Consider the following 16,200-nt stretch of genomic DNA (forward strand, 5'->3'; position numbering starts at 1 on the left):
AGGGCCGACCGTGGACAGCAGCAGCGACGTACGCGTACGCCGGGTGTACGAGCCGAAGGAGGACGGCGACGGCACCCGCGTCCTCGTCGACCGGCTCTGGCCGCGCGGCGAGTCCAAGGAGAAGGCCGCGATCGACAAGTGGCTCAAGGACATCACCCCGTCGAACGAGCTCCGCGACTGGTACCACCAGGACCGCACCGAGATCCGCTACGACGAGTTCGTCGAGCGCTACCGCACCGAGCTGGCCGACCCCGCCCACACGGCGGCCGTCCATGAACTGGTCGAACTGGTCCGCGCGGGCGGCCCGGTGACCCTGGTCACCGCCGTCAAGGACGTACCGCACAGCCATGTCCCGGTCATCGTCGACCAGCTGGAACACGAGCTGCGCCGTCGCTGAGGGGCCCTCGGGCGACCTGCCGCCCGGGGGCGCCGGCGTACGCCTCTGAGAGACTGGGCGCGATGAACGAGACAGCGTCCTTGAGAGCCCGTGCCGAGATCGACCTCGACGCACTGCGCGCCAACGTGCGTGTGCTGCGCGCGCGGGCGGGCGGCGCGCAACTCATGGCCGTCGTCAAGTCCGACGCGTACGGGCACGGCGCGGTGCCCTGCGCCCGCGCCGCGCTGGAGGCCGGGGCGACCTGGCTGGGCACCGCGACGCCGCAGGAGGCGCTCGCCCTGCGGGCGGCCGGACTCGGCGGCCGGGTGATGTGCTGGCTGTGGACCCCGGGCGGCCCCTGGCGCGAGGCGATCGAGGCCGACATCGATGTGTCGGTGAGCGGGATGTGGGCCCTGCGCGAGGTCGTCGCCGCCGCCACGGAGGCGGGCGTCCCGGCCCGGATCCAGCTCAAGGCCGACACCGGCCTCGGGCGCAACGGCTGCCAGCCCGCCGACTGGCCGGAGCTGGTCGCCGCCGCCCGTGCCGCGGAGGACGCGGGCACCGTCCGGATCACCGGCCTCTGGTCCCACTTCGCCTGCGCCGACGAGCCCGGCCACCCCTCCATCGCCGCCCAGCTGGCCGTGTTCCGGGACATGGTGGCGCACGCGGAGAAGGAGGGCGTGGACCCCGAGGTGCGCCACATGGCCAACTCCCCGGCGACGCTGACGATCCCCGAGGCGCACTTCGACCTCGTCCGGACCGGGATCGCGATGTACGGCATCTCGCCCAGCCCCGAGCTGGGCACCCCGGCCGACTTCGGGCTGCGCCCCGTCATGACGCTCGTCGCCTCGATCGCCCTGGTCAAGCAGGTGCCGGCCGGCCACGGGATCAGCTACGGCCACCACTACACGACCTCCGCCGAGACCACCCTGGGCCTGGTGCCGGTCGGCTACGCGGACGGCATCCCGCGCCACGCCTCCGGCCGCGCCCCGGTCCTGGTCGGCGGTGTCACCCGGCGGATCGCCGGCCGGGTGGCCATGGACCAGTTCGTCGTCGACCTCGACGGGGACGAGGTCGAGGTCGGCAGCGAGGCGGTGCTCTTCGGCCCGGGGGACCAAGGCGAGCCGAGCGCCGAGGACTGGGCGCAGGCCGCCGACACGATCGCGTACGAGATCGTCACCCGGATCGGCACCCGCGTACCGCGTGTGCATCTGCACGCGGCCCCGGCCGAGTCCTGACCGATCGTCCACCGCTGACCGGGCACGATCTGATCACGACCGGAACACACCGGCCCTGACCTGACGGACACGAGCGACGAGGAGCGCGGCACGGTGAGCGAGATCAGCGCGGGGGACGCGGCGACGACGGCTGCCGCTGCGGCGGTCGGCTGGCGCCGGGCGGGTGTCGCCGGAGCCGCCATAGGCGTGATCGCGGCGGGCGCGGCGGCCGGTGTCGCGGTCGAGCGGCTCACCGTCGGCCGGGGCATGCGCAGGAGGGCCAGGCTGGCCCTGGACGCCACCGGGCCGTACGGCTCGCTGCGCGGACTGCCGGGCCGGGCCACCGCCGACGACGGCACCGAGCTGTACTACGAGGTCGACGAGGTCGAACCGGACGGCGCCACCAGGACCGCCGCGGGCGGGGGCGAGCCGGCCGGCTCCGGCACACGCCGCCGCAGGCTCTTCGGCCGCAAGGATCCCGCGCCGGTCACCGTGGTCTTCAGCCACGGCTACTGCCTCAGCCAGGACTCCTGGCACTTCCAGCGGGCGGCGCTGCGCGGGCTGGTGCGTACCGTCCACTGGGACCAGCGCAGCCACGGCCGCTCCGAGCGGGGCCGGGCCCAGGCGGACGGGGTGACGGTCGGCATCGACCAGCTCGGCCGCGACCTGAAGGCGGTGATCGACGCGGCGGCCCCCGAGGGCAGGCTGGTGCTGGTCGGGCACTCGATGGGCGGCATGACGATGATGGCGCTCGCCGACCAGTTCCCCGCGCTGGTCCGGGACCGGGTCGCCGCCGTCGCCCTCGTCGGGACGTCGAGCGGGAAGCTCGGCGAGGTCAGTTTCGGGCTGCCGGTCGCGGGCGTGAACGCGGTGCGGCGGGTGCTGCCCGGGGTGCTGCGGGCGCTCGGTTCCCAGGCCGAGCTCGTGGAACGGGGCCGCCGGGCGACCGCCGACCTCTTCGCCGGGCTGATCAAGCGGTACTCGTTCGGTTCGCGGGACGTCGACCCGGCGGTGGAGCGGTTCGCCGAGCGGCTCATCGAGTCCACCCCGATCGATGTGGTCGCCGAGTTCTATCCGGCCTTCACCGAACACGACAAGAGCGGCGCGCTGCCCGCCTTCCGCGACATGCCGGTGCTGATCCTGGCGGGCGACAAGGACCTGGTGACGCCCAGCTCGCACAGCGAGACCATCGCCGACCAGCTCCCGGACGCGGAGCTGGTCATCGTCCCGGACGCGGGCCACCTGGTGATGCTGGAGCACCCCGAGACGGTCACGGACCGGATGGCGGACCTGCTGGTACGCGTCGGAGCCGTGCCGGCAACGGCTAACGTTGGCGGACATGGAAGCACCGCACAACAGCCTGGCGACTGAGGCCACCGAGGGTGCCGCGCCGGGCACCGTCACCATCCCCCTGGCCGTCGACTCCCCCGAACAGATGCAGGCGCTCGGCCGCCGGATCGCCGCGATCCTGAGGCCCGGCGACCTCGTGATGCTCACCGGCGAGCTCGGCGCCGGGAAGACGACGCTGACCCGGGGCCTCGGCGAGGGCCTGGGAGTGCGCGGCGCGGTCACGTCCCCCACCTTCGTGATCGCCCGCGTCCACCCGTCGCTGACCGGCGGCCCGGCACTGGTCCACGTCGACGCGTACCGCCTGGGCGGCGGGCTGGACGAGATGGAGGACCTGGATCTCGATGTGTCGCTGCCGGAGTCGGTGGTGGTCGTGGAGTGGGGCGACGGCAAGGTCGAGGAGCTCTCGGACGACCGGCTGCAGGTGGTGATCGACCGCGCGGTCGGCGACACGGACGACGAGCGGCGCGTGGTGACCCTGGTGGGGATCGGTGCGCGCTGGGCGGGACTGCGCGAGGTCTGAGCGCGGGGCCGGATTCCGACAGGCTGTCGGCAAATTGTTGCGCCGGGCGGTCCGGGCGTGGTCACATGGATGACGAGAGCTGGTTAGGTCTGCCTAACCACGCCTTCCGCCGGAGCCTCAGGAGGCATCCATGACGACGTCCGCCGAACGCGAAGTGCCGCCGCCGCCATCGATGAAGGACCTGCTTGCGGCCTGCGCCGCGGCCTCGGCGGTCTCCACGCCGCCCCCGTCCGCGGACGAGGGCGAGAGGGAGGGCGAGGGCGACGGAACTCCGGCCGACCCCGGGCCCCGCTCCGGATCCGAGTCCGAGCTTCCCGGGCCCAGGGAGGCCTGAGCCGGCCCGGGGAGGCGCGGGGAGGTCCTAGGGGACGACGACGACCTTCGTGTCCACCATCGCGAAGTCCCACATGGCGTCCCCGTCGGCCCGCGGCATCCGCACACCACCCGTCTTCAGCGTCGGGTCCGGGCTCTCCATCGAGCCGTCCACCGCCGCGCTGAACCCGACGGACACGTCGTCCGCCATCGCGAACCGCACCACGTGCTCGATCATCACGCCGTCGGAGCCCTTGGTGGGACTGCCCTGACGGCTGCTCACCCGGTAGGTCCCGGGCTGCGGGCTCAGCGCACTCGGCATGACCTCGAAGGTGCGGTCCACCTTCCCGTCCGCGTCGACGAGCCACACGCGGCGGTCTTCCAGGGCGTACACGACCCGCTTCCCGGTGCCGGAGTGCGCGGGGAGCGCGGCCGGGCGCGACTTCTCCTTCGGCTTCGCGTGCTCGGTGGCGGTGGCGGAAGCCTTCGGTTTGGGGGCCGCGAGGTTGTCGGGGGCGTTCGCCGATGCCTGGAAGGCCAGGACGCCGACGGCGACGAGCGCCGCCGCAGTGAGCCCGGCCACGATTCCCGAGCTGCCCCTAGACACCGTGCGCGCCCCTTTCGCTTCCGTATGTCGTACAAGCGTTTAGCGTTTACGTCGTACCCACGTGTGCACGGTGACGGTAGCAGCCGGGGCCGGTCGTGCCGGGACGCCGTACGGGGCGCCGTGCCCCCGTCGGCGGAGCCGTAGGCTGTTTGCGTGCTCTTGCTCGCCGTGGATACCGCCACCCCCGCCGTCACCGTCGCCCTTCACGACGGGACCTCCGTCGTCGCCGAGTCCGGACAGGTCGACGCCCGAAGGCACGGGGAGCTGCTGCTGCCCGCCGTCGACCGGGTGCTCGCCGAGGCCGGCGTGGGACTCGACGCCGTGACGGACGTGGTCGTCGGCGTCGGCCCCGGACCGTACACCGGGCTCCGGGTCGGTCTGGTCACCGCCGCGACCTTCGGCTCCGCCCTCTCCGTCCCCGTGCACGGGCTGTGCACCCTGGACGGTCTCGCGTACGCCGCGGGCCGGGCCGGGCTGGAGGGACCGTTCGCCGTCGCGACGGACGCCCGCCGCAAGGAGGTCTACTGGGCGAGATACGACGACCCGCGCACCCGGGTCACCGGGCCCGCCGTCGACCGGCCCGCCGACATCGCCGAACAGCTCGCCGGGCTTCCGGTCGTCGGAGCGGGCGCGGTGCTCTACCCCGAGGCGTTCCCGGACGCCCGGGAGCCCGAGCACGTCAGCGCCGGCGCGCTGGCCGCCCTCGCCGCCGAGCGGCTCGCCGCGGGCGCGGAGCTGCTGCCGCCGCAGCCGCTCTACCTCCGCAGGCCCGACGCCCAGGTGCCGAAGAACTACAAGGTGGTCACCCCGAAGTGACGAGCACGACTGCCGTTCTGCGCGAGATGCGCTGGTGGGACATCGATCCGGTGCTGGAGCTCGAACACGAGCTGTTCCCGGACGACGCCTGGTCGGCCGGCATGTTCTGGTCCGAGCTGGCGCACTCGCGCGGCCCCCGGGCCACTCGCCGCTACGTCGTCGCCGAGGACCCCGTCACCGACCGGATCGTCGGCTACGCGGGCCTCGCCGCGGCCGGCGACCTCGCCGACGTGCAGACGATCGGGGTGACCCGCGACCACTGGGGCGGCGGCCTCGGCTCCGTGCTCCTCACCGACCTGCTGAAGCACGCCACGGCCTTCGAGTGCGCCGAGGTGCTGCTCGAGGTCCGCGTCGACAACACCCGGGCCCAGAAGCTGTACGAACGCTTCGGCTTCGAGCCGATCGGCTTCCGCCGCGGCTACTACCAGCCGGGGAACATCGACGCACTCGTCATGCGCCTCCACGTACAAGAACACGTGCAAGAACACGTACAGGAAACAGAGACTGACTGATGGCTGACGAACCGCTCGTACTCGGCATCGAGACCTCCTGCGACGAGACCGGCGTCGGCATCGTCCGGGGTACGACGCTGCTCGCCGACGCCGTCGCGTCCAGCGTCGACACGCACGCCCGCTTCGGCGGCGTCGTCCCGGAGATCGCCTCCCGCGCCCATCTGGAGGCGATGGTCCCCACCATCGAGCGTGCCCTGAAGGAGGCCGGGATCAGTGCCCGCGACCTCGACGGCATCTCCGTCACCGCGGGCCCCGGGCTCGCGGGCGCGCTGCTGGTCGGCGTATCGGCGGCCAAGGCGTACGCGTACGCGCTGAACAAGCCGCTCTACGGGGTCAACCACCTCGCCTCGCACATCTGCGTGGACCAGCTGGAGCACGGCCCGCTGCCCGAGCCGACGATGGCGCTGCTGGTCAGCGGCGGCCACTCCTCGCTGCTGCTCGCGCCGGACATCACCAATGACGTACGGCCGCTGGGCGCGACCATCGACGACGCGGCGGGCGAGGCCTTCGACAAGATCGCCCGGGTGCTGGACCTGGGCTTCCCCGGCGGCCCGGTCATCGACCGGCTGGCGAAGGAGGGCGACCCGGCCGCGATCGCCTTCCCGCGCGGGCTCACCGGCTCGCGCGATCCCGTCTACGACTTCTCCTTCTCCGGTCTGAAGACCTCGGTGGCCCGCTGGATCGAGGCCAAGCGCGCGGCGGGCGAGGAGGTGCCGGTACGGGACGTGGCGGCGTCCTTCCAGGAGGCCGTGGTGGACGTGCTCACCCGCAAGGCCGTCCGGGCCTGCAAGGACGAGGGCGTCGACCACCTGATGATCGGCGGCGGGGTCGCGGCCAACTCGCGGCTGCGGGCGCTGGCCCAGGAGCGGTGCGAGCGGGCCGGCATCCGGCTGCGGGTGCCGCGCCCCGGGCTGTGCACGGACAACGGCGCGATGGTCGCGGCGCTGGGCGCGGAGATGGTCGCCCGCAACCGGCCGGCCTCGGACCTGGAGCTGTCCGCGGACTCCTCGCTGCCGGTGACCGACACCCATGTGCCGGGCGCCTCCGCGCACGACCACGACCACGTCCACGAGATCAGCAAGGACAACCTCTACTCATGACCGTCGCACTCATGTGGGAGGCCCGTGCCGTGGCCGGCCGGGGCGCCGAACTCCTGGAGTGGGCACGGGCCCGTTCGGCCGAGCTGGCCCGTGAGCCGCTCCGCCGCGAGCTGCTGCGCGCCCCGCAGGACCGGGTCCTGGTCATCACCTGGTGGGCGGGGGAGTACGGCGACGAGCTGCCCGAACTGCCTGAGCCTGACGCCGAGCTGATCACCCGTCCGGTGCACCGCTGGCGTTTCGAGTCGCTGGGGGACAGCGCTTAGGGGGTCGACCCGGCATCGGCCGACCACTGCTCAGCCGGTGGCGGTCGCCCGCTCGATCAGCCCCCGGACGATCGCGTCCAGTTCGTCCGCCACCTCGTAGTCGGCGGCGTACGCCCGCCACTCGTCCTTGATCGCGGCGAGCCGGGGCAGCGTCGCCGCGTCCTCCTCCGTGACCATCTCGGGGAAGTAGCGTCTGCCCGGCGGGGTCTGCGCGCGGCGTTCGGCGGCCCGGCGGAAGACCAGGTCGCCGTAGACGTAACTCCAGATCGTCCGGTACGCGCGTACCGCCTGGGCGGGGGAGAGGCCGCAGGCGAGCGCCGAGTCGATGATCTCCTCGACCATCCACAGCGCGTTCCTGTCGGTCAGCTCGCCCAGCGCCAGGACGTCCAGCACCCACGGGAGCCGGGCCAGGATGCCGTGCATGTGCACGGCCACGGCGAGCAGCCGCTCGCGCGGGTCCTCGGGCAGCTCGGGGCGGGGGAAGCCGGCCGCGGTGCCCGACAGGGTGAGCATCAGCAGCTCGTCCTTGTCCTGCACGTAGTGGTAGAGCGCCATCGGGGTGGAGCCGAGCTCCTTCGCCACCCGCCGCATGCTCAGGGCGCCCACGCCCTCTTCCTCGATGATGCGGCGCGCGGTGGCGACCATCGCGTCCGGGTCGAGCCTGCGTGGCCGCCCCACGGACCGCTTCTCAGGCGCCTGCTTCTTCGCAGGCGCCTTCCTTATGGGTGCCTTCTCCGCCGGTGCCTGCTTCTTCTCGGTCCCTGCCACCTCGGCATTGTCTCCCGTACCGCTGTTCCCGCTCCTTGCCGGGGCCCCTCGCACGTAATTTCTATACGCGTATAGTAATGACTCGACCGTACGACCGCGAGGGAAGGGAACGTCGTGAGCGATCAGTCACGGCATACGCGTTGGCTGCTGGCGGTGGCTCTCACCGTGCAGTTCATGGTGGCGTTGGACATGTCCGTGGTGAACGTCGCGCTGCCGGACATGCGCGGCGATCTCGGCTTCACCCCCCAGGGGCTGCTGTGGGTGGTGAACGCCTACGCGCTGGCCTTCGGCGGGCTGCTGATGCTCGGCGGGCGGCTCGCCGACCTGCTGGGCAGCCGCCGGATCCTGACGGCGGGCCTGGTGCTGTTCGGAGCGGCGAGCCTGGCGGGCGGGCTCGCCCGGTCGCCGGGCGGGCTGATCGCCGCGCGGGCGGTGCAGGGGATCGGCGCCGCCGCGCTCGCCCCGGTCGCCTTCGCCCTGATCGCCCTGGCCTTCCCGGCCGGGCCCGCCCGTTCCCGCGCCCTGGGGCTGTGGGGCATGGCGGGCGCGGCGGGCGGCGCGGTCGGCGTGCTCGCGGGCGGGGTGCTCACCGATGCGGCGGGCTGGCGCGCGGTGATGCTGGTGAATGTGCCGATCGTGGGGTTCGCGCTGGTGGGGGCCGTGCGCAGCGGACTGCGGGGCGAGCCGGCGCGTGGCAACGGCCGGCTCGATGTGGCGGGAGCGCTGCTGGCCACCGCGGGTACGACGCTGCTGGTCCTCGGGCTCGTACGGACATCGACCGACGCGTGGGGGTCGGCCCGGACGCTGGTCACGCTCGGTGCCGCCGCGCTGCTGCTGACCGTCTTCGTCGTCGTCGAGCTGAGGGCCCGCACTCCGCTGCTCCGTCCCGGACTGCTGAGGGGGCGGCCGGTGCTGACCGCCAATGTCGTCTGCCTGCTGCTGAGCTCCGGGCAGTTCGCCGCGTTCTATTTCGTCTCGCTCTACATGCAGCAGGTGCTCGACTACGGGCCGACCGCCGCCGGAATCGCCTTCCTGCCGTTCTCGGCGGGCGTCGTCGCCGGCTCGCTCGTCGCCACCCGTACGGTCGCGGCGCTCGGCACCGGACGGCTGCTGGCGCTCGGCGGCTCCCTGGCCACGCTCGGCCTGGCCGGATTCGCGGCGACGGCGCGGGCGGACGGCGGCTTCCTGTACTCGATCCTCGGCCCGTCCCTCGTCTGCAGCATCGGCATCGGGATGTGCTTCGTACCGCTCGGCACGGCGGCCACGACCGACGTGGCGCCCGAGGAGACGGGCATGGCCTCCGGGCTGCTGAACAGCTCCCGCCAGGTGGGCGGCTCGCTGGGGCTCGCGGTCCTGGTCACCGTCGCCGCCCGGGTCACCGGCGACGGGAACCGTCCGGCCGACCTGGCGGCCGGGTACTCGGCGGCGTTCTGGGTATGTGCCGGGCTGCTCGCCGTCGCGGCACTGGTGGCCCTGGTGCTGCTCCCGGGACGGGGGCGGGCGGCCGCGGCGGGGGTTCCGGGGACCGGCCCGGAGACCGCTCCGGAGGCAGGCCCGGAGATGGCCGCGGCGACCGGCCCGGAGACCGCTCCGGTGGCCGGGCCGGAAATTTCTCAGAAGAATTTCCAGGGGACTGTCGATCCGGCCGGGTCCCGTTCGACGCAAGGGTGAGAGGCGGGGAGAGCCCCCGCCCGTTCGACCTGGGAGTCACCATGCCGCGCTTCATGTCACTGATCCGTATCGACGAGCAGAACCCCTTCGACGCCCCGGACCCCGATTTCGAGAAGCGCATGGGCGCCTTGTTCGAGGAGATCACCAAGGCGGGCGTCATGCTGGAGACGGCCGGGCTCACCCCCACCTCCCAGGGGACCAGGGTCACCTGGTCCGGCGGGAAGCTCACCCACACCGACGGGCCCTTCACCGAGACCAAGGAGGTCGTCGGCGGCTACGCCATCCTCCAGGTCAAGGACAAGGAGGAGGCCCTGGAATGGACCCGGCGCTTCCTGCGGACCCACCCGGAGAGCTGGACCGTGACCTCCGAGGTCCGTCAGATCGACGAGGCCACCCTGGGCGCCTGAGAACCTGTCGGGCGGCCTTTGGCCGGAGGCCGCCCGACATGCCCCGACGGGCGCGCTTGCCGCGGCCCGGTACGGCTGCTGTGATGAGTGATCATGACGGCAGCAAGCGCGACCGCGGCGGTCGAGGCGGTCTTCAGGATCGAGTCCGCGCGGATCATCGCGGGCGTCACCCGCATCGTGCGCGACGTCGGCATCGCCGAGGAACTCGCGCAGGACGCGCTGGTGGCCGCGCTGGAGCAGTGGCCGGAATCAGGTGTCCCGGACCGGCCGGGCGCCTGGCTCATGGCCACCGCCAGACACCGCGCGATCGATCTCGTACGCCGCAAGGAGACCTACGCGCGCAAGCTCGCCGAGGTGGGGCGGGCCCTTGAGGACGTGCCGCCGCCCGAGCCCGCCGGGGCGGACGACATCGATGACGACCTGCTCCGGCTGATCTTCACCGCCTGCCATCCGGTGCTCTCCACGGAGGCCCGGATCGCCCTCACCCTGCGGCTGCTCGGCGGCCTCACCACCGACGAGATCGCCCGGGCGTTCCTGGCCCCCGAACCGACCGTCGCCCAGCGCATCGTCCGGGCGAAACGGACCCTGGGGCGCGCGGGCATCCCCTTCGAGGTGCCGTACGGGCCGGAGCGTGCCGCGCGCCTCGGCTCCGTGCTCGAAGTGATCTACCTGATCTTCAACGAGGGGTACGCGGCGACCGCGGGCGACGACTGGCTGCGTCCGGCGCTGTGCGAGGACGCGCTGCGGCTGGCCCGGGTGCTCGTCGGCCTGATGGAGCGGGAGCCCGAGGTCCACGGACTGGTCGCGCTGCTGGAGTTCCAGGCCTCCCGCACCGCCGCCAGGACCGGGCCGGACGGTGCGCCGGTGCTGCTCGCCGACCAGAACCGGGCCCGCTGGGACCACCTGCTGGTGCGGCGCGGGGTCGCGGCCCTGGAGCGGGCCGTGGCGGCGACCGGGGAGGGCGCCGGGCTCGGCCCGTACACCGTGCAGGCCGCGATCGCCGCCTGCCACGCGCGGGCGGCGGCGTACGCGGACACCGACTGGGCCACCATCGCCGCCCTCTACGACCGTCTCGCCGTGATCGCACCGTCCCCGGTCGTCGAACTGAACCGGGCCGTGGCGGTCTCGATGGCGCAGGGCCCGGAGGCTGGCCTCGCCCTTGTCGACGCGCTGGCGGACGATCCGGCGCTCAAGGACTACCACCTGCTGCCCAGCGTCCGCGGCGATCTGCTGGCCAGGACGGGACGCGAGGAGGAGGCCCGGGCGGAGTTCCTGCGGGCGGCCGCACTGACCCGCAACGAACGGGAACGGGCGATGCTCCTGGACCGCGCGGGGCATCCGGACCGCGACGGCCGTTGAGTCCCGGCCGCCGGACGGGGCCGACCGGGCATGCGCGGGCCGGGCCCTGAGGCGGTGCGCGACGGCTGAGCCGGCCCGCGCGCTCGGTAGGGTCTGCTCCATGTCTCGCCGCGCACAACTGCCGCCGCCACCACCGCCCGTGGAGATACGTTCCTGGCCCGACCGGGAGGCGCTGCTGACCGACCGGGCCGCGGTGCTCGGCATGTTGGTGAAGGCGCATGTCTCACCGGGCCGGCTGGCGATGCTGTGGCTGTGGGGAACGCTCTGCGCGCTCGGCTGGCTGCTGGTGGGCACGGCGCTGATCACCTTCGAGGAGTCCTACGACGTCATCAGCGCCGGGATCGGTGTGCTCCTCGCCGTCCTGGGCGTCGGCTGCGCGGTGCCCGCGGTCGTCCTCGTCGCCATCGGCCTGCGCCGCGACGTCAGGATCCGCCGGCTGCTCGACGCCTGGGGCGGCCTGGACCGCGATCCGGCGCGCGACGCGGCCCTGCGGATGCCGGGCGCCTCGCTCGCCTGGCTGCTGATGTCCTTCGCGCTCTGCGCGGCCGGGCTGTACGCCTGCTTCGCCGTTCCCGCCAGTGGCACGCTGGAAGGGAACGCCTACGGTCTGGCCGTCCTGGTCATGGGGCTCGGGCTGACCGGCTGGATCGTCGGACTCATCGGCCTCGTCAAGGCGTTCGCCCACCGGCGCTGGGTGCTGCGGGTACTGGCAGGGGCGCCCGCCCCGGAGCCGCTGTTCTCCGCCGGGGGCGGTGCCCACCGCTGATCGCCGACCTATCCTGACGGGACACATGGGTCACGCAGGGGGAGGGCGACATGGAGTGGTACTGGTGGGTGCTCATCATCTTCTGGACGGGCGGCTTCGGATGGGCCGTCGACAACGTCCGTACGGCACTGCGCAATCGGCACGACCGCAAGCTGGAACTGCTGGAGGCGTCCAGGCAGGAGCGGCTGGCTCTCGAAGCGGCGAGCAGGGCGCCGGAGCCGGTCTGCGGCTGCACGCACCATCTCGCCAAGCACGACAAGCAGGGCAAGTGCCATGAGCGGGTCGAGGTGCCGACGGCCTGGGACGAGGCCAAGAAACCGGTCCGCTTCGAGTCCGGGCAGTGCAACTGCCAGCAGTACGTGGGCCCGCAGCCGCTCTCGCAGGTGTACGCGGACGATCTGACCGACCTGGCCTGACCGCCCGGCCGCCCGGCTTCTCAGGCCGGGCCGGTCAGCGGGTGGCCGATCAGCATCGTCGGCGCTCCGGCCACCCGGGTCAGGAAGACCGTCGCGGAGTTCGGCCCCTGGAGCTTCATCCGGCGTCGCAGTTCCTCCGGTTCGACCGCCGAGCCGCGCTTCTTGACGGTCAGTACGCCCACCTTCCGCTCCCGCAGCAGCGCCTTCAGCCTCTTCATGCTGAAGGGCAACTCGTCGGTGATCGCGTACCCGGAGGTGTACGGGGACTCGTACGGCCGGTCGCCCGTGATGTACGCGATGGTCTCGTCGATCAGCCGGCCCCCGCACCGCGCGACGACGTCGGCGACCAGATGGGCGCGGATGACGGCGCCGTCCGGCTCGTACAGATAGCGGCCGACCGGACCGACGGGCGGGGCGGGCAGCGGGGCCCCGGACCACAGCGTGGCCCCGGCCGGGAGCACGGTGGCGCGGTACGAACCGGCCGCGAAGCCCTCGCCGAACCAGAGCACCGCCTCCTTCACGTCCCCGCCGTCCGAGATCCACTCGGCCTCCGCCTGCGCCGGGATCGCCTCGTGCGGGATGCCCGGAGCGATCTTCAGTGCGGCGCGGGGGGCAGCGAGCGCGGCAGCGGTCGCCCAGGAGAGCGGAGGCGAGTACGCCTCGGGGTCGAAGATCCTGCCCCTGCCGCCTCGCCGGGCCGGGTCGACGAAGACCGCGTCGTACGGCGCGGTGTCGATCTCGGCGACATCGGCGCACCGCACCTCGATCAGCTCGTCCAGCCCGAGCGCGGCGGCGTTGGCGCGGGCCACCTCGGCGGTCAGCGGGTCGCGGTCCACGGCGAGCACCGAGATGCCCGCCCGCGCGAGCGCGATCGCGTCGCCGCCGATCCCGCAGCAGAGGTCGGCGACCGTGCGCACCGCGCCCGTCTGGGCGAACCGCCGCGCGCGATGGGTGGCCACCGACGTACGGGTCGCCTGCTCGACGCCGTTCGGCGTGAAGAACATCCGGTACGCGTCCTCGGCGCCGAACTTCGCCACCGCCCGCTGCCGCAGCCGCGCCTGCCCCAGCGCCGCCGACACCAGGGCGGCCGGGTGGGTGCGGCGCAGCCGGGTGGCGGTGGCGAGTTCCTGGGCGGGGTCGTACGACCGCAGCTCGTCCAGGAGCGCGGCGCCCTCGGGGGTGCGCAGGGCCAGGAAGGAGGCGAGCGGGTCGGGGGCGTCGGACCGGTCGTCGGCGGACGGGTCGTTCGGGGCGAGAGCGTTCACCCGCCCCATTGTGAGCCAGCCGGGTAGACCGGTGGACCCGGCGGCGGTGTCGGGGCGGTGGGCCGATGACGCCCTGGCAGGATGCGACGCCATGCAACTTGTACGACAAAAGGAAAAAATGGCCACGAAACGGAGCGGATCGGCCGTACTCGGCTCCGGGCGGAGGCGGCGCCCCGGCGGGCACCGGCCCGCCTGCGCCGTCCTGGTCGCGCTCCTGGTCGCCGCGGCCGGCTCCGGCTGCGCCTCCGGGTCCGGCGCGCAGCCGGGCGACACCGGGCGCCGGGACCGGCCGGCCGCCGGGCACCCGGGAGGGGAACCCGCCCCGGACCCCGCCGCCGGACATCCGGGCGGCCCCGGCCGGCTCGCCGGCCAGGACCGCGCACCCGGCGGCCATGAGAACGCGAAGTTCGGCCCGGCCGTGCGGGCGGCACTCGCCAAGAAGTGGGGGCTGGGAAAGGCGCCGCTGATCGCCCCGCGGCCGCCCGCCGTGAAGCCGCGCATCACCACCCGCGAGGGCTTCGAGGTGAAGGGCGGCGACGACTCGCTGCCGCCGGTCTTCACCACCGTCCCGACCAAGGACCGCGTCGTCTTCCTGACGATGGACGACGGCTCCGAGAAGGACCCCGAGCTGTTGCAGATGATGGACGAACTGGACATCCCGTACAGCGCGTTCCTCAGCGACTACGAGGTGAGCGACAACTACGGGTACTTCGGCGAGGCGCAGCGGCTGGGCGTCACCCTCAACAACCACACGCTCAACCACCCCTATCTGCCCGGCCTCTCGTACGCCGGGCAGAAGCGCGAGATCTGCGGCCAGCAGGAGATCATCGAGAAGCAGTTCGGGAAGCGGCCCAGGCTCTTCCGCCCGCCGTACGGCAACTACAACGGGGACACGCTCCGCATCGCGAAGTCCTGCGGGATCAAGGCCGTGCCCCTCTGGAACGCCGAGGCGTTCCCGGACCACATGGAGTGGCGCGAGGAGGACCAGGACCTGCACCCAGGCGACATCATCCTCACGCACTTCCGGGGCCGCGCGGAATGGGACGGCAGCATGGCCGACCTGGTCCGGGCGGTCATGAAGACCGTCACGGACCGGGGCTACGCCGTGGCCCGCCTGGAGGACTACGTATGAGGGTCGCGCACCGGCTGCTGGCCGGACTGCTGGTGGCCGGTGCGCTGACGGCCGCCACGGGGTGCGCCCAGTCGGTGGACCCGATCGAACGGCTGGGCCGCAAGGCCGCGCAGCGGGTGCACCATCCGTCGCCCACGCCCGCGGCGGGCCCGCCGGCCCGCGGTGATCACGGCGAGCCGGGGTCGACGGTCGTGATCTCCTGCCGTCAGCCGCCGGAGTCCCGGCACTCGCGGTCGTCGCCGCCGCTGAGGCACTGGTGGCCGGTCCGGCCGGGATCGTACGAGGGAGCGGGCGCGGGCGCCGGGTGCGAGCGGCGGTAGTCCTCGTGCCCGGCCCGCACCGTCACCACGCACAGCACCAGCGCCGCCGCCAGCTGGATCACGCCCGCCCGGGGCCAGCCGCTGCGGAGCAGCACGACGCCGAACAGGCAGACCACCGCGGCGATCCCGCCGAGGACGAGGACGGGTGTCCAGTCCATCGGCGGCGGACCTGCCGGCTCCGCGCCGCCGGGGTCCGCGGGCGAGAAAGCCGGCCGGACGGTGGCGACCGCGCAGATCAGTCCCTCCAGAAGGACCATCAGCACTCCGAGCACCACATCGAGGCAGCCGTTCACGGCGCGTGACGCGTACGGCCGCCGCCCGGACCGCTGGTCCGGCCGTGAGGAGGGGGAGGGGCGGGTCATGTCCACACGGTCGTACGGAACGGTCCGGTCCGTCCGTACGTTGCCCTCATGTTGTCCGGACTGTTGTCCGGACCGTGCCCCGGTCGTTGCCTCCGGGGCCGCCGAAGCCGCGAACCGGCGACGCCACGATCGCTCGAATTGGCACTCCGCTTGACCGAGTGCTAATCGCGGTCATAGTCTCGGTGCTGGCACTCACCACTGGAGAGTGCCAGCAGTACTGTGCGACTGGCAGGTCCGGCACCCGCGACGACGGATCGACCTGGTCGCCACCCCAAGACTGTTACCCCGTGAGATCTCCGAAGGGGGAGACCGGATCGTGTCGACCGCCAGCTCCAAGGTTGCGATCAAGCCGCTCGAGGACCGCATTGTGGTCCAGCCGCTCGACGCCGAGCAGACCACGGCCTCCGGCCTGGTCATTCCGGACACCGCCAAGGAGAAGCCCCAGGAGGGCGTCGTCCTGGCCGTGGGCCCGGGCCGCTTCGAGAACGGCGAGCGCCTTCCGCTCGACGTCAAGACCGGCGACGTCGTGCTGTACAGCAAGTACGGCGGCACCGAGGTGAAGTACAACGGCGAGGAGTACCTCGTCCTCTCGGCTCGCGACGTCCTCGCGATCATCGAGAAGTAATTCACCCACGTTTTCTGTTCTGCGCCCCTGGCCCCC

General features: G+C 73.0%; 20 protein-coding genes. 16 read left to right on the plus strand and 4 right to left on the minus strand.

Translation table 11 applies throughout. The features are described 5' to 3' along the window. Positions 1 to 10: 10 nt before the first annotated feature. The 5 genes from ACWCPY_RS01610 to ACWCPY_RS01630 all read left to right on the plus strand — a co-directional run bounded on the left by ACWCPY_RS01610 (position 11) and on the right by ACWCPY_RS01630 (position 3,797). Entirely contained in the window at positions 11 to 397 is a 387-nt protein-coding gene (locus ACWCPY_RS01610; protein ID WP_451262267.1) for a DUF488 domain-containing protein, read from the plus strand. A 62-nt stretch (positions 398 to 459) separates the two neighbouring features. Next, complete coding sequence (gene alr / locus ACWCPY_RS01615; protein ID WP_451262268.1) at positions 460 to 1,614, plus strand: alanine racemase; 1,155 nt, start codon at positions 460 to 462, stop codon at positions 1,612 to 1,614. Positions 1,615 to 1,707: 93 nt separating this feature from the next. Next, positions 1,708 to 2,964, plus strand: a complete 1,257-nt coding sequence (locus tag ACWCPY_RS01620) for an alpha/beta fold hydrolase (RefSeq protein ID WP_451262269.1) — start codon at positions 1,708 to 1,710, stop codon at positions 2,962 to 2,964. Beyond that, positions 2,933 to 3,463, plus strand: a complete 531-nt coding sequence (gene tsaE, locus ACWCPY_RS01625; RefSeq protein WP_451262271.1) for a tRNA (adenosine(37)-N6)-threonylcarbamoyltransferase complex ATPase subunit type 1 TsaE — start codon at positions 2,933 to 2,935, stop codon at positions 3,461 to 3,463. Before ACWCPY_RS01620 ends, tsaE begins: the two co-directional genes overlap by 32 nt. Before the next feature lie 130 nt (positions 3,464 to 3,593). After that, a complete protein-coding gene (locus tag ACWCPY_RS01630; RefSeq protein WP_451262272.1) occupies positions 3,594 to 3,797 on the plus strand; it encodes a hypothetical protein in 204 nt (67 codons plus the stop codon). Positions 3,798 to 3,824: 27 nt separating this feature from the next. Here the strand turns inward: ACWCPY_RS01630 and ACWCPY_RS01635 are convergent, their stop codons facing one another. Then, on the minus strand, positions 3,825 to 4,382 hold the full coding sequence (locus ACWCPY_RS01635) for a L,D-transpeptidase (protein ID WP_451262273.1): 558 nt from the start codon (positions 4,380 to 4,382) through the stop codon (positions 3,825 to 3,827). 153 nt (positions 4,383 to 4,535) lie between these two features. On the opposite strand from ACWCPY_RS01635, the gene tsaB reads away from it, so the two are divergent. From tsaB to ACWCPY_RS01655, 4 genes are read left to right on the plus strand one after another with little or no spacing between them, the layout of a single operon-like run. After that, positions 4,536 to 5,198: a tRNA (adenosine(37)-N6)-threonylcarbamoyltransferase complex dimerization subunit type 1 TsaB gene (gene tsaB / locus ACWCPY_RS01640; RefSeq protein ID WP_451262274.1), complete on the plus strand. Its 663-nt coding sequence runs from the start codon at positions 4,536 to 4,538 to the stop codon at positions 5,196 to 5,198. Beyond that, the gene (gene rimI / locus ACWCPY_RS01645; protein ID WP_451262275.1) at positions 5,195 to 5,710 is read left to right on the plus strand and encodes a ribosomal protein S18-alanine N-acetyltransferase; all 516 of its coding nucleotides are present in this window, start codon (positions 5,195 to 5,197) and stop codon (positions 5,708 to 5,710) included. Before tsaB ends, rimI begins: the two co-directional genes overlap by 4 nt. Beyond that, positions 5,710 to 6,810, plus strand: a complete 1,101-nt coding sequence (tsaD, locus tag ACWCPY_RS01650) for a tRNA (adenosine(37)-N6)-threonylcarbamoyltransferase complex transferase subunit TsaD (RefSeq protein WP_451262276.1) — start codon at positions 5,710 to 5,712, stop codon at positions 6,808 to 6,810. Before rimI ends, tsaD begins: the two co-directional genes overlap by 1 nt. Continuing rightward, complete coding sequence (locus tag ACWCPY_RS01655) at positions 6,807 to 7,073, plus strand: hypothetical protein (protein ID WP_451262277.1); 267 nt, start codon at positions 6,807 to 6,809, stop codon at positions 7,071 to 7,073. Before tsaD ends, ACWCPY_RS01655 begins: the two co-directional genes overlap by 4 nt. A gap of 30 nt (positions 7,074 to 7,103) precedes the next feature. Here ACWCPY_RS01655 and ACWCPY_RS01660 read toward each other — a convergent pair whose 3' ends face one another. After that, complete coding sequence (locus ACWCPY_RS01660) at positions 7,104 to 7,796, minus strand: TetR/AcrR family transcriptional regulator (protein WP_451262406.1); 693 nt, start codon at positions 7,794 to 7,796, stop codon at positions 7,104 to 7,106. Between the two features lie 219 nt (positions 7,797 to 8,015). Here ACWCPY_RS01660 and ACWCPY_RS01665 point away from each other — a divergent pair, with 219 nt between their 5' ends. From ACWCPY_RS01665 to ACWCPY_RS01685, 5 genes are all read left to right on the plus strand, one after another. Then, the gene (locus tag ACWCPY_RS01665) at positions 8,016 to 9,512 is read left to right on the plus strand and encodes an MFS transporter (RefSeq protein WP_451262407.1); all 1,497 of its coding nucleotides are present in this window, start codon (positions 8,016 to 8,018) and stop codon (positions 9,510 to 9,512) included. A gap of 41 nt (positions 9,513 to 9,553) precedes the next feature. Next, complete coding sequence (locus ACWCPY_RS01670; RefSeq protein ID WP_451262278.1) at positions 9,554 to 9,919, plus strand: YciI family protein; 366 nt, start codon at positions 9,554 to 9,556, stop codon at positions 9,917 to 9,919. Positions 9,920 to 10,012: 93 nt separating this feature from the next. After that, positions 10,013 to 11,278, plus strand: a complete 1,266-nt coding sequence (locus ACWCPY_RS01675; protein ID WP_451262279.1) for an RNA polymerase sigma factor — start codon at positions 10,013 to 10,015, stop codon at positions 11,276 to 11,278. A gap of 100 nt (positions 11,279 to 11,378) precedes the next feature. After that, on the plus strand, positions 11,379 to 12,044 hold the full coding sequence (locus tag ACWCPY_RS01680; protein ID WP_451262280.1) for a hypothetical protein: 666 nt from the start codon (positions 11,379 to 11,381) through the stop codon (positions 12,042 to 12,044). Between the two features lie 50 nt (positions 12,045 to 12,094). Further along, positions 12,095 to 12,460 carry a hypothetical protein gene (locus tag ACWCPY_RS01685; RefSeq protein ID WP_451262281.1) on the plus strand — a complete coding sequence of 122 codons (366 nt, stop codon included), beginning with the start codon at positions 12,095 to 12,097 and terminating at the stop codon, positions 12,458 to 12,460. Positions 12,461 to 12,480: 20 nt separating this feature from the next. Here ACWCPY_RS01685 and ACWCPY_RS01690 read toward each other — a convergent pair whose 3' ends face one another. Next, positions 12,481 to 13,734, minus strand: coding sequence for a THUMP-like domain-containing protein (locus ACWCPY_RS01690; RefSeq protein WP_451262408.1), 1,254 nt, complete (start codon positions 13,732 to 13,734; stop codon positions 12,481 to 12,483). Positions 13,735 to 13,816: 82 nt separating this feature from the next. Between ACWCPY_RS01690 and ACWCPY_RS01695 the strand changes: the two genes are divergently transcribed. Then, positions 13,817 to 14,857: a polysaccharide deacetylase family protein gene (locus tag ACWCPY_RS01695; protein ID WP_451262282.1), complete on the plus strand. Its 1,041-nt coding sequence runs from the start codon at positions 13,817 to 13,819 to the stop codon at positions 14,855 to 14,857. Between the two features lie 205 nt (positions 14,858 to 15,062). Here ACWCPY_RS01695 and ACWCPY_RS01700 read toward each other — a convergent pair whose 3' ends face one another. Then, a complete protein-coding gene (locus ACWCPY_RS01700) occupies positions 15,063 to 15,539 on the minus strand; it encodes a DUF6234 family protein (RefSeq protein WP_451262283.1) in 477 nt (158 codons plus the stop codon). 316 nt (positions 15,540 to 15,855) lie between these two features. Between ACWCPY_RS01700 and groES the strand changes: the two genes are divergently transcribed. Then, positions 15,856 to 16,164: a co-chaperone GroES gene (groES, locus tag ACWCPY_RS01705; RefSeq protein WP_018101172.1), complete on the plus strand. Its 309-nt coding sequence runs from the start codon at positions 15,856 to 15,858 to the stop codon at positions 16,162 to 16,164. The last annotated feature ends 36 nt before the right edge of the window (positions 16,165 to 16,200 follow it).

The organism is Streptomyces sp. NPDC002403, from assembly GCF_053593015.1.

What these genes read in the sequence shown, in the direction of transcription:
- alr (WP_451262268.1), top strand. Translation starts at nt 460, where the DNA reads ATGAACGAGACAGCGTCCTTGAGAGCCCGTGCCGAGATCGACCTCGAC.
- tsaE (WP_451262271.1), top strand. Translation starts at nt 2,933, where the DNA reads ATGGAAGCACCGCACAACAGCCTGGCGACTGAGGCCACCGAGGGTGCC.
- ACWCPY_RS01630 (WP_451262272.1), top strand. Translation starts at nt 3,594, where the DNA reads ATGACGACGTCCGCCGAACGCGAAGTGCCGCCGCCGCCATCGATGAAG.
- tsaD (WP_451262276.1), top strand. Translation starts at nt 5,710, where the DNA reads ATGGCTGACGAACCGCTCGTACTCGGCATCGAGACCTCCTGCGACGAG.
- ACWCPY_RS01655 (WP_451262277.1), top strand. Translation starts at nt 6,807, where the DNA reads ATGACCGTCGCACTCATGTGGGAGGCCCGTGCCGTGGCCGGCCGGGGC.
- ACWCPY_RS01665 (WP_451262407.1), top strand. Translation starts at nt 8,016, where the DNA reads ATGGTGGCGTTGGACATGTCCGTGGTGAACGTCGCGCTGCCGGACATG.
- ACWCPY_RS01670 (WP_451262278.1), top strand. Translation starts at nt 9,554, where the DNA reads ATGCCGCGCTTCATGTCACTGATCCGTATCGACGAGCAGAACCCCTTC.
- ACWCPY_RS01675 (WP_451262279.1), top strand. Translation starts at nt 10,013, where the DNA reads ATGACGGCAGCAAGCGCGACCGCGGCGGTCGAGGCGGTCTTCAGGATC.
- ACWCPY_RS01680 (WP_451262280.1), top strand. Translation starts at nt 11,379, where the DNA reads ATGTCTCGCCGCGCACAACTGCCGCCGCCACCACCGCCCGTGGAGATA.
- ACWCPY_RS01685 (WP_451262281.1), top strand. Translation starts at nt 12,095, where the DNA reads ATGGAGTGGTACTGGTGGGTGCTCATCATCTTCTGGACGGGCGGCTTC.
- ACWCPY_RS01690 (WP_451262408.1), bottom strand. Translation starts at nt 13,734, where the DNA reads ATGGGGCGGGTGAACGCTCTCGCCCCGAACGACCCGTCCGCCGACGAC.
- ACWCPY_RS01695 (WP_451262282.1), top strand. Translation starts at nt 13,817, where the DNA reads ATGCAACTTGTACGACAAAAGGAAAAAATGGCCACGAAACGGAGCGGA.
- ACWCPY_RS01700 (WP_451262283.1), bottom strand. Translation starts at nt 15,539, where the DNA reads ATGACCCGCCCCTCCCCCTCCTCACGGCCGGACCAGCGGTCCGGGCGG.